Here is an 11,780-nt window from a genome sequence, read left to right on the forward strand (position 1 = left end):
TGGGGAGCGTTGTCAATATACGGAGGCGCAAAGAACGTGAAGATCACCCTTGACACCCGGTTCAACGGGTCCCTCGGCCCCGTCACGCTCCGTGAAGCGGTTCAGCAGCTCAAAGAGCGTGACCTGGCCTGCACGGTGGCGCTCGACACCGTGGAGAGGAAGGCCACCGTCTTCTCCGACTGCGTGGAGCGCGGGTTCACGCCGCTCCGCAGCGAGATCATGGCCGCTTACTACGTCGCCGAGCGCGACGCCACCACCGAGGCGTTCGACCGGGGGCTGATCACCCGCGGCGAGCTGGAGACCAAGCACGCCGCCCTGGCCCGCCGGCTCCTGTCCTGAGGATCTTTCCACCTTTTGGTGGAGGCGTTTGACGGGTTGAGTTCGTAAGGTCGTGTCCATTGCCTATTCACGGATTGGACACGTGTTGTACCAGGACATCGTCGACTTCTCTCTCACCACGCCCGCATGGCTCCACACGCTCGCCGAGGTCGGCACGGACGCGGGGTTATTCGTGTTCGCGGCCCTCTTCGTGGTGGCGGCGCTGCGGGCGTGGCGGGGGCCGGCGCGTGACCTGGCGCTCGTGATCGCGGGACCGGCCGGGATCGTGGCCGCGTACGTGGTGAGCGAGGTCGTCAAGCTCCTCGTCCGGGAGGACCGGCCGTGCCGGGGCGGGATCACGACGATCGCCGTGTGCCCGCCCTCGGACGACTGGTCGTTCCCCAGCAACCACTCCGTGATCGCGGCGGGCGCGGCGGCCACGCTCGTGCTGGCCTGGCGGGCCCTGGCGTGGGCGGTGTTCCCGCTGGCCGCGGTCATGGCGTTCTCGCGGGTGTTCGTCGGCGTGCACTATCCGCACGACGTGGCCGCGGGGTTCCTGCTGGGGCTGGCGCTCGCGCCGCTGTTCGCGCTGCTGCTGGTCGGGGCCGTCACCCCCGCGGTACGACTCATGCGAACCCGTCTGTCGCCGCGATGAGCCGGTCGAGGACGCCCGGCTCGGAGTAGGCGTGCCCGGCGGCGTCGACCACGTGGAGCTCGGCCTCCGGCCACGCCCTGTGCAGGTCCCAGGCCGTGGCCATGGGCGTGCACACGTCGTAGCGGCCCTGCACGATCACGGCCGGGATGTGCCGGATCCTGCCGACGTCCCTGATGAGCTGGCCGGGCTCGAACCAGCCGCTGTGGGTGAAGTAGTGGTTCTCGATCCGGGCGAAGGCGACGGCCATCTTGTCCTCGCCGAACTCCTCGACCAGCGCGGGGTCGGGCAGCAGCGTGACCGTGCCGCCCTCCCACTGGGCCCACGCCTTGGCCGCCGCCAGCCTGGCGTCCGCGTCCTGCCCCTCCAGCCTCTTCCTGAAGGCCGCGATCAGGTCGCCCCGCTCCTCCTCCGGGATCGGGGCGACGAAGCGCTCCCACAGGTCGGGGAACAGCTCGGAGGTGCCCTCCTGGTAGAACCAGCGCAGCTCCTGGGGTCGCAGGGTGAAGATCCCGCGCAGCACCAGCTCGGTGGTCCGCTCGGGGTGCGTCTGCGCGTACGCCAGCGCCAGCGCGCTGCCCCACGACCCCCCGAACACCTGCCACCTGTCGACGCCGAGGTGCTCGCGCAGCCGCTCCATGTCGGCCACCAGGTGCCACGTCGTGTTGGCGCTCAGGTCGGTGGCCGGGTCGGAGGCGTGCGGCAGGCTCCGGCCGCAGTTGCGCTGGTCGAACAGGACGATCCGGTAGAGCTCGGGGTTCCACTGGCGGCGGTGCTTGGCGCTGCACCCGCCTCCGGGGCCGCCGTGCAGCATGACGGCCGGTTTGCCGTGGGGGTTGCCGCAGACCTCGTAGTAGATCTGGTTGCCGTCGCCGACGTCGAGCAGGCCGGAGTCGTACGGGTCGATGGGCGGGTACAGGGTTCTCATAGGCCCTGATCCTGCCTTACTTTCCGAATTCGTAGCGAGCGAGGAACGAGCGGTCGCCCGTCGCGTACTCGTGGAACGCCTGCCGCACCTCCGCCAGCTCCGGCACCATCGCGCGGACGAGCGTGCCCTCTTTGTACTCCAGCTCGTATCCCGGCGAGACCTGAAGGAAGTGCTGCCCGAAGTTCACCAGCGCCACGAACGGGTTCTGCGGCGACAGGGTGCCCAGCACGTCGTGGACGAGCCCGAGGTCGGGGTCGTTGACGATCATGCCGTCGCCCGTGTGCAGCTGCATGCCCTCGTAGACCCCCAGCGGCGCCACGTTGTGCACCAGGTCACGCTGGGGGTCGTAGCAGACCAGGCCGTGGGCGCGGGCGATCGTGAAGACCTGGGCGGACATCTCGTCCATCGTGTCCAGGTCCATGGTCACCAGCACGTGTCCCGGATAGAGCGTGATCTCCCCGGGCAGCTCCTTGGCGACGTCGGGCACGTCACCGCCCCCCGGCTCGGTCCGCTTGACCGCCAGGTACGTCGCACGCGCCTGGTCCCTGCTGATCGGCACCGGCTCGTCCCAGACCATCAACTCAACGCTCATCGGTCCATCTTGCCGAACCGGTGCCGCCGGTCGCGTGTCACTGCCTGGGTTTTTCCGAATCCGGCACCAGCTCCACCGTGCAGCTCGCGCACCGGCGAGCCTCGGCGGGAATGTCGGACAGGCATTCGGGGCACTGCTTGGTCGCGGCCGCCTGGTCCCGGTTGAACAGGCTGATGAGCCGGGTCATCGGGGCCACGACCAGCCAGTAGACGACGGCCGCGATGATCAGGAAGGTGATCAGGTGGTTGAGGAAGTCGCCGTACCTGAACACGCTGCCGTTGACCGTGAACGAGTAGTCGGCGAAGTTCGGCTGCCGGCCCCCGGTGATCGCGCCGATCAAGGGGGTGATCAGGTCGCTGACCAGCGCCTGCACGAGGCCGCTGAACGTGGCGCCGACGATCACCGCCACGGCGAGCTCGACGATGTTGCCGCGAAGTAAGAACTGTTTGAAACCGCCCATGACATTCGCATGTAGCCCAGAGCGGCGCTCGCAAACGATGCTGGACGGGTGGGCCGCCTCCGATACCGCGCCGTCGGGGGCGGTCCACCCCTTTTGACCTCGGGCTTTGATCTCGATCCGAGTGATCATCGGTGCAGCGTGGGAAGGAACATGGTGATCAGTGGGGCCCGGGGTTGTCGGGTGGAGCGGGGGAACGGAACATGGGGAGAGACCGCAAGGGAGCCTCGATGATCGAGATCTGGCCGGGAGACCCCTATCCACTCGGGGCTACCTACGACGGTGCGGGGACGAACTTCTCGCTCTACACCGAGGTCGCGGACAAGGTGGAGCTGTGCCTGTTCGACGAGGACAACGTCGAGTCGCGGGTGCCGCTCACCGAGGTGGACGGGTTCATCTGGCACGGCTACCTGCCGGGCATCGGCCCCGGCCAGCGGTACGGCTACCGCGTCCACGGGCCCTACGACCCGTCGCGCGGGCTGCGCTGCAACCCGGCCAAGCTGCTGCTCGACCCGTACGCCATGGCCATCGAGGGTGGCGTGCGGTGGCACGAGGCGGTGTACGGCTATCGCTTCGGCCAGCCGGACACCAGGAACGACCTCGACTCCGCCCCCTACGTGCCGCGCTCGATCGTGATCAACCCGTTCTTCGGGTGGGGTCACGACCGGCCGCCCGCGACGCCGTACCACGACACCGTGATCTACGAGGCCCACGTGCGGGGGCTGACGATCAGCCATCCGAAGATCCCCCGGCACCTGCGCGGCACGTACGCGGCCCTGCACCACCCCGAGATCCTCGACCATCTCACCAAGCTCGGCGTGACGGCGCTGGAGCTGATGCCGGTGCACCAGTTCGTCACCGACCACATCCTGGAGCAGCGCGGGCTGTCCAACTACTGGGGCTACAACTCGATCGGGTTCTTCGCGCCGCACAACCGTTACTCCAGCCAGGGGCAGCGCGGGGGCCAGGTGCTGGAGTTCAAGGCCATGGTCAGGGGGCTGCACGAGGCGGGCATCGAGGTCATCCTGGACGTCGTCTACAACCACACCGCCGAGGGCAACCATCTCGGGCCGACGCTGGGGTTCAGGGGGATCGACAATCCCGACTACTACCGGCTGGTCCAGAACGACAAGCGCTACTACGTCGACACCACCGGCACCGGCAACAGCCTGCTCATGCGCTCGCCGCACGTGCTGCAGATGATCATGGACTCGCTGCGTTACTGGGTCATCGAGATGCACGTGGACGGGTTCCGGTTCGACCTGGCCTCGACGCTGGCGCGGGAGCTGCACGAGGTCGACCGGCTGAGCTCGTTCTTCGACCTGGTGCAGCAGGATCCGGTGCTGTCGCAGGTCAAGCTGATCGCCGAGCCGTGGGACGTGGGCCCCGGCGGCTACCAGGTCGGGAACTTCCCGTCCCGGTGGACCGAGTGGAACGGCCGCTACCGCGACACGATCCGCGACCTGTGGCGGGGGCAGGCGGCCACGCTGCCCGAGTTCGGCTCCAGGTTCACCGGGTCGAGCGACCTCTACCAGGACGACAGCCGCCGCCCCGCCGCCTCGATCAACTTCGTGACCTGCCACGACGGGTTCACCCTGCAGGACCTGGTCTCGTACAACAACAAGCACAACGAGGCCAACAAGGAGGGCAACCGCGACGGCACCGACGACAACCGGTCCTGGAACTGCGGCGAGGAGGGCCCGGCGGGCATCGCCATCGAGTCGCTGCGCGAGCAGCAGAAGCGCAACTTCCTCACCACGCTCTTCCTGTCGCAGGGCGTGCCGATGCTCTCGCACGGCGACGAGCTGGGCCGTACGCAGCGGGGCAACAACAACGGCTACTGCCAGGACAACGACCTGACCTGGGTGGACTGGTCGGACGTCAGGGAGAACTGGCTGCTGCTGGAGTTCACGCAGAGCCTGGCCGAGCTCAGGAAGAAGCATCCCGTTTTCCGGCGAAGGAGGTTCTTCTATGGCAAGCCGGTGCGTGGGTTGAGCGACATCGCGTGGCTCACCCCCTCGGGCGAGGAGATGACCGACGGCGACTGGCACGTGGGATACGCGAAGTCGCTGGCCGTCTTCCTCAACGGCGACGCCATCACCGAGCCCGACCGGCGCGGCCGGCCGATCCGGGACGACTCGTTCCTGCTGCTCTTCAACGCCCACTACGACACGATCAAGTTCACGATCCCCAAGGACTACGGCGAGATGTGGCACACGGAGATCGACACGGCCATGCCGATCAGGCTCGACGCCCGGATGGTCAAGGCGGGAGAGGGGATCGCGGTCCCGGGCCGCAGCGTACGGGTGCTGCGTCGTGTCTAGGCCCATCTCCACCTACCGGGTGCAGCTGACCCCCGACTTCGGCTTCGCCCAGGTGGCGGAGATCGCCGGCTACCTGCGCGACCTCGGCGTGAGCCACGTCTACCTGTCGCCGATCCTGCAGTCCACGCCCGAGTCGCGACACGGCTACGACGTCACCGACCACTCCAGGATCCGGGAGGAGTTCGGCGGCGCCACCGGCTTCAGGGAGATGGCGCAGCAGCTCGCCGCCCACGACCTGGGCATCGTGGTGGACATCGTGCCGAACCACATGAACACGGTGAACGCCCAGTTCTGGTCGGTGCTGAAGGACGGGCCCGACTCGCCGTACGCGCCCTGGTTCGACATCGACTGGGTGGACGGGAAGGTCGCGCTGCCCGTGCTGGGCGACGACACCGAGCCGGTCGTGGACGGCGACGTGCTGCGCTACCACGAGCACGCCTATCCCCATCCCGGGCACTACCGGCTGGTCGACTGGCGCGAGGGGCCCGGCTACCGGCGCTTCTTCGACGTGTCGTCGCTGATCGGGCTGCGGGTGGAGGACCCGTCCGTGCTGTTCGCCACGCACGAGGTGATCTTCTGGCTGCTCGACGAGGGGCTGGTGGACGGGTTGCGCGTCGATCACCCCGACGGGCTGGCCGATCCGCGCGGCTACCTCGATCGGCTGCGCGACCGGGTGGGCGGCGCGTGGACGGTGGTGGAGAAGATCCTCATCGGTCCCGAGCGGCTGCCGGACGACTGGGCGTGCGACGGCACCACCGGTTACGAGGTGCTCAACCGGGTCAACGGCCTCTTCGTCGATCCGGCCGGCAAGGCGCCGCTGGTCAAGATCTTCGCGGACATGACGGGGCAGCCCGCCGAGTACCGGCCCGTGATGGCGCAGGCCAAGCGGGAGGTGCTCGACCTGTTCTTCGGGGCCGAGGTGGACCGGCTGGCCAGGGTGACCTCGTGCGACCCGGCCGCCGTGCGCGAGCTGCTCGCCGCGATGCCGGTCTACCGGGCGTACGTGGTGCCGGGGGAGCCGCCGCCGCCCGAGTCGGCCGAGATCGTCGAGCTGGCCGCCGAGTCCTGCTCACCCGCCGTGCAGCCGCTGGTCCGCGAGGTCCTGTACGGCTCCGCCGAGTCGATCGTGCGGTTCCAGCAGTCGTGCGGGCCGGTCATGGCCAAGGGCGTGGAGGACACGGCGCTCTACCGGTGGTTCCCGCTGGCCTGCCTGAACGAGGTCGGCGGGGAGCCGGACGCGTTCGGGGAGTCGGTTGAGGACTTCCATGACTTCTGCGAGGAGATGTCCCCGTACGCGATGACCACGCTGTCCACGCACGACACCAAGCGGTCGGAGGACGTGCGGGCGCGGTTGTCGGTGTTGTCGGAGATGCCCGGGGAGTGGGCGGCGGCGGTGGCGGAGTGGTCGGCGCAGGTGAGCTTCGACCCCCACCTCGACTACCTGGCCTGGCAGAACCTGATGGCCGCCTGGCCGATCTCGGCCGAGCGGTTCACGGACTACCTGCTCAAGGCCGCGCGGGAGGCCAAGACCGCCATTTCCTGGATAAGTCCGGATCCGTCCTATGAGCGGCGGCTACGCTCCTTCGCCGAGGCCGCCGTACGCCTGCCGATCGGCGGGTTCACCGAGCGCATCGACCCCTTCGCGATGTCCAACTCGCTGGGGGCCAAGCTCGTGCAGCTCATGATGCCGGGGGTGCCGGACGTGTACCAGGGCAACGAGACGACCGACTTCTCCCTGGTCGATCCGGACAACCGGCGGCCCGTGACGTACCCGCGCAAGCCCGAGACGTCCTGGGACTCCGCCAAGCTGCTGGTCACGACCCAGGCGTTGCGGCTGCGGCGCAGGCTGGGGGGCGCGGCCCCGTACCTGCCGATGGAGGCGGAGGGGGAGCGGGCGGAGCACGTGATCGCCTTCGCCCGCGGCGAGCGGCCGCAGGCCGTCGCCGTCGCCACCCGGCTCCCCGTGCGCCTGGCCGCGACGGGATGGGGCGCCACGGCCCTGACGCTCCCCACGGGCACCTGGCGGGACCTGCTCACCGGCGCGCTGTTCACCGGGCGGATCCCGCTGGCGCACCTGCTCGGTCAGTATCCGGTCTCACTCCTGGAGAGACATGATCTTTGAGGTCTGGGCACCGAAGGCCACGGCGGTCGAGGTAGTCGTCCTGGGCGGGCGGCGGGCGATGTCGCCCGGGGCGGGGGGCTGGTGGTCGGCCGAGGTGGCGGAGGCGGGGCACGGCACCCGCTACTCCTTCATGGTGGACGGCGACGGGCCGTACCCCGATCCGCGCACGCGGCGGCAGCCGGAGGGGATCTTCGGGCCGAGCGCGGTGTACGACCACGCCCGCTTCACCTGGTCCGACCACGACTGGAAGGGCCGCGACCTGCGCGGGGCGGTGATCTACGAGCTGCACGTCGGCACGTTCACGGGGGAGGGGACGTTCGCGGCGGCCATCGAGCGGCTGCCGCACCTGGTGGAGCTCTGCGTGGACTTCGTGGAGGTCATGCCGGTGGCGCCGGTGCCGGGCGGGCGTAACTGGGGGTATGACGGGGTCGACCTCTATGCCGTGAACGAGACGTACGGGGGGCCGGACGGGCTCAAGTCGTTCGTGGACGCCTGCCATCGGGCCGGGATCGGGGTCATCCTGGACGTGGTCTACAACCATCTGGGGCCGTCGGGGAACTTCCTCCGGCCGTTCGGCCCATATTTTTCCGGATTTGACGGCAGTTATTGGGGCGAAGCGGTCAATCTGGACGGGCCGGAGTCCGACGAGGTGCGGCGCTACTTCATCGGCAACGCGCTGCAGTGGCTGCGCGACTTCCACATCGACGGGCTGCGGCTGGACGCCGTGCACGCGCTGCACGACAAGCGGGCCAAGCACCTGCTGGCCGAGCTCTCGGAGGAGGTGGACGCGCTGGCCTGCTCCGTCGGCCGGCCGCTGTCCCTGATCGCCGAGTCCGACCTCAACGACCCGAGCATGGTGCGCCCGCTCGACGCCGGCGGCCTGGGCATGACAGCGCAGTGGGACGACGACGTACACCATGCCCTGCACTGCGCGGTCAGCGGCGAGAGCCACGGCTACTACCAGGACTTCGCCCAGCTCTCGGCCCTGGCCAAGGTGCTGACGAGCGGGGTGCTGCACGACGGGACCTACTCGAGCTTCCGGGCCCGCGCGCACGGCCGTCCCTTCGCGGGGGTGCCGGGACACCGGCTGGTGGCCTGCCTGCAGAACCACGACCAGATCGGCAACCGCCCCGCCGGCGACCGGCTGCCGATCCCCGCGCTCAAACTCGGCGCCGGCCTGCTCCTGACCTCGCCGTTCACGCCGATGTTGTTCATGGGGGAGGAGTGGGGGGCGCGCTCGCCGTTCCTGTTCTTCTCCGACCACGTGGAGCCGGCGCTGCGGGACAGCGAGGGGACGCGGAGGGAGCGGGAGTTCGACGGGTTCGGGTACGCGTGGGAGGCGCCGAACCCTTCGGACGAGGAGACGTTCCTGCGCTCGAAGCTGGACTGGAGCGAGGTGAAGGAGGAGGCGCACTGGTCGCTGCTGTGCTGGTACCGCGACCTGATCGCCCTGCGCAAGGCCCTGCCCGAGCTGTCCGACCCGCGCCTGGACCGGGTGCGGGTGGAGGTGGATCCGCTGGGGAAGTGGCTGCTGGTGTGGCGGGGGGAGCTGGCGGTCGCGGTGAACTTCTCACTGGAGTCGGTGACGCTGCCGCTGCCGCCGGGGACGGTGCTGCTGGCTTCGGACGAGCCGGTGGCGGCGGATGGGGAGGGCTTGCACCTGCCCGCCCAGTCCATGGTGATCACCCGCCCCACACCCCCCTGACCACCCCTCCCCACAACGACCCCGCCTCCCAACCACCCACCACCGACCCCCACCGTCTCCCGACCCGACAGGGCCAGCCGCCCCGTACGTGCCGGCCGCCGCTGGAGTGCCGGGGACGCAGTTCCGCACGACGCCCTCGCCTGCGCACCACCGGCCCAGCAGCACGTAAACCTGGCGCCCGCGAGATCCCCCGGCTCGGCCGCTGCCGTGTCCCGCGCCCCGGACCGGGTGGCTCATTGATTGCCGCATGCATCGCCAGGTTTTCCACAGGCGTGTCTTCCGCCGGGAGCGTCATCCACAGAATCCCGCTCCACTCCCCGCCCCCCAGCCGCCGTCGTCCATCCTGAGTGCCTCCAGATCGGACCCGAGCCGGATCGGGCGAGGCCGGCCCATCCGACGCGGATCCAAGCAGACCCAAGTACCCAAGCAGACCCAAGTACCCAAGCAGACCCCAGTACCCAAGCCGAACACGTCCGACCTCGCCCGTTCCGCTTTCCCCTTGCCCCGACCCCTGCCCGAGCTCCATCCACCACTACGATCCCGTCCGCACGGAGGCCACCGAGCCATGAAGATCACCCTCCCTTTGCCCGACGCCATGACCTCCCTCTTCATCGTCGCTACGGATCACGCTCCGTTCGACGTCGAGTCGTTCGTGCCCTGGCGCGTCGGCGGCCCGTACCGAAGAGCCGCGATCAGCGCAGCAGGCAACGGCGCTCTGTCGGTGACCCACCACCCGACCCCGTGGAAACCCATCGAAACCAACCTCACGGACGACGAGAGACGCCGCCTGCGCCGCACAAAGCAACACATCGTGGTGGAGTCCACGGCACCCCCACACAAACTCCTCACCACCGTGCAGGTGGCCCGCGCCTCCGCCAGAGCCCTGGCCCGGGAGTGCGACGGCCTGCTGATCGACCCGCTGACCGGCTCGACCATCCTCACCTGCGGACGATGTGCCGGCGAGCCGACCCACTTCCGCCTCAACGACGACTGGCTGTCCTGGGACGTCCAGGTCCACGACGCCGCGACCTGCCCGCCCTGGGACCCGTCCGACATGGGTGCATGCGACTGCCTGCGCGTCACGTCCCGGGGCCTGCGCCGCTTCGCCCTCCCAGAGATCACCTTGGACGGCGCCGCCTGCGCCCACAACCTGTGCGCCACCAACCTCCTGCGCACGGTGGCCAACCGGCTGCTGACAGACCACCTGACCTACCTCACCACCCACCCGGCAGCCACCCACCGCAACATCGATGACTTCCTCCAGATTCACCCATCCGACCAGCCGGACGGCGGTCTCCCGTTCGGCGTCCAGCTGACGCCGTACGACGCGGACCTGGGCGAGCTGGGCCGCACCGGCAGCATCCGCCGCCTCAAGGTGGGCCCCGCCCCCGGCACCGGCCAGATCACCTGCCTCAAGGTCGGCCCACCATCAGGCTTCACCGGTTCCTTGAACGACTGGCTGTGCGCGACCCAGGCCTCCCACCACGCCACCCTGACCTCGATCGACTGCCGAACCCCCGACCCCTCGCGAATCCTGGCAGCCTGACCAAGCCACCCGACTCAGCTGGGGCACCGCTCCGACCGTGGGGCAGGCTCCGCTCTTAGCGGAGTGCATTCTGCTCCGGTGCAAGGCGTGGGTGTTGTGGCCTTGCGCAACTGGCCCAGGGGCAGGCGGTGCGCTGTGCACAGCCGGCGCAAGGAACCTGGGTGTCTCGGCCACCCCCACCACAGATCGGGCGCAACCCGTTCAAGACGGTTGGTGGCTCCACGTGAAAGCTGGCCCGAACCCCGTACCTGGACCGGCTGCCTGAACGCTGTGGCGGGGCGGGGGAGCAGAGGGTGAGGGCTCAGGGTGGAGGCCGGAAACGGTCAGGTGGTGGAGTTGAGGGATTGGGCGGCTTCCAGGGATTCGGTGATGGCTGAAGGGATGTCCAGGACCGGAAAGATGACGTGGCGGATGGTGCGGGAGCGGTCGATCAGCAGGATCAGGCGCTTGAGTTTCATGGCCTGACCGGCTCGGAACGTCGGCAGTCTCAGGGCGGCGGCCAGGTGCAGGTCCATGTCTGAGAGCAGCGGGAACGGGATCGACTCCGCGGTGGCGAAGGCCGCCTGCTCGTCCGGGCGTTGCGTGCTCACGCCGTGGACGGCGACCCCGGCGGCGGTGAACTCGGGGTGGCGGTCGCGGAACAGGCGGTTCTCCAGGGTGCAGCCCATGGCCCCGGGGACCTGGTCCCAGTCAGGGGGGAGGGACGTGGCCAGGCCGGTTGACGGGTAGGCGAACAAGATCGTCGCGTTCGCGGTGTCGGAGACCACGTCGAGCTGAGGGCGGCCGGGGGTGGTCGCTTGCTGCCGTCGGGCGGATGCGGCTGGGGCCTGTTGACGGGCGGAGACGGTGGCGTCCTGTGGGTGGGGGGAAGCGGCTGCGGTGGATCGCCGGGTGTGGGGAGGTGCGTCCCGCTGCTGGGTGGAGGGGGATCCGTCCCGCCGCTGGGCGGCGGGGGATCCGTCCTGCTGGTGGATGGAGGGGGGTGCGTCCTGCTGGGGGGCAAAGGGGGATCCGTCCTGCTGGTGGGCAGGGGCGGCTGCCTCCTGTAGGCGGGTGGCCGAGACACCCAGGTTCCTTGCGCCGGCTGTGCACAGCGCACCGCCTGCCCCTGGGCCAGTTGCGCAAGGCCACAACAC

Annotated in this window: 10 protein-coding genes; 6 read left to right on the top strand and 4 right to left on the bottom strand. The window is 69.4% G+C overall.

Annotated features, from left to right (window positions below):
- Positions 1–36: 36 nt before the first annotated feature.
- Together ACBJ59_RS27725 and ACBJ59_RS27730 are read left to right on the top strand one after the other, a co-directional pair.
- Complete coding sequence (locus tag ACBJ59_RS27725; RefSeq protein WP_375113171.1) at positions 37–339, top strand: hypothetical protein; 303 nt, start codon at positions 37–39, stop codon at positions 337–339.
- A gap of 82 nt (positions 340–421) precedes the next feature.
- Positions 422–973: a phosphatase PAP2 family protein gene (locus ACBJ59_RS27730; protein ID WP_375113172.1), complete on the top strand. Its 552-nt coding sequence runs from the start codon at positions 422–424 to the stop codon at positions 971–973.
- Here the strand turns inward: ACBJ59_RS27730 and pip are convergent.
- The 3 genes from pip to mscL are packed head-to-tail and all read right to left on the bottom strand — an operon-like array spanning position 945 to position 2,950.
- On the bottom strand, positions 945–1,898 hold the full coding sequence (pip, locus tag ACBJ59_RS27735; RefSeq protein WP_375113173.1) for a prolyl aminopeptidase: 954 nt from the start codon (positions 1,896–1,898) through the stop codon (positions 945–947). The genes ACBJ59_RS27730 and pip overlap by 29 nt on opposite strands.
- A 16-nt stretch (positions 1,899–1,914) precedes the next feature.
- On the bottom strand, positions 1,915–2,490 hold the full coding sequence (locus tag ACBJ59_RS27740; protein WP_375113174.1) for a hypothetical protein: 576 nt from the start codon (positions 2,488–2,490) through the stop codon (positions 1,915–1,917).
- A gap of 37 nt (positions 2,491–2,527) precedes the next feature.
- Complete coding sequence (gene mscL / locus ACBJ59_RS27745) at positions 2,528–2,950, bottom strand: large conductance mechanosensitive channel protein MscL (protein WP_375113175.1); 423 nt, start codon at positions 2,948–2,950, stop codon at positions 2,528–2,530.
- A gap of 227 nt (positions 2,951–3,177) precedes the next feature.
- Between mscL and glgX the strand changes: the two genes are divergently transcribed.
- From glgX to ACBJ59_RS27765, 4 genes are all read left to right on the top strand, one after another.
- Positions 3,178–5,271: a glycogen debranching protein GlgX gene (gene glgX / locus ACBJ59_RS27750; protein ID WP_364120453.1), complete on the top strand. Its 2,094-nt coding sequence runs from the start codon at positions 3,178–3,180 to the stop codon at positions 5,269–5,271.
- Entirely contained in the window at positions 5,264–7,393 is a 2,130-nt protein-coding gene (gene treY, locus ACBJ59_RS27755; RefSeq protein ID WP_375113176.1) for a malto-oligosyltrehalose synthase, read from the top strand. The genes glgX and treY overlap by 8 nt, the downstream gene beginning before the upstream one ends.
- Positions 7,383–9,098, top strand: coding sequence for a malto-oligosyltrehalose trehalohydrolase (treZ, locus tag ACBJ59_RS27760; protein ID WP_375113177.1), 1,716 nt, complete (start codon positions 7,383–7,385; stop codon positions 9,096–9,098). Before treY ends, treZ begins: the two co-directional genes overlap by 11 nt.
- Before the next feature lie 565 nt (positions 9,099–9,663).
- The gene (locus ACBJ59_RS27765; RefSeq protein ID WP_375113178.1) at positions 9,664–10,644 is read left to right on the top strand and encodes a hypothetical protein; all 981 of its coding nucleotides are present in this window, start codon (positions 9,664–9,666) and stop codon (positions 10,642–10,644) included.
- Between the two features lie 323 nt (positions 10,645–10,967).
- Here ACBJ59_RS27765 and ACBJ59_RS27770 read toward each other — a convergent pair whose 3' ends face one another.
- Positions 10,968–11,411 (bottom strand): peroxiredoxin, encoded by a 444-nt coding sequence (locus tag ACBJ59_RS27770; RefSeq protein ID WP_375113179.1) that lies wholly within the window; start codon positions 11,409–11,411, stop codon positions 10,968–10,970.
- Positions 11,412–11,780 lie beyond the last annotated feature (369 nt).

This window comes from Nonomuraea sp. MTCD27 (assembly GCF_041950495.1).
In the GTDB taxonomy this organism is placed as follows: domain Bacteria; phylum Actinomycetota; class Actinomycetes; order Streptosporangiales; family Streptosporangiaceae; genus Nonomuraea.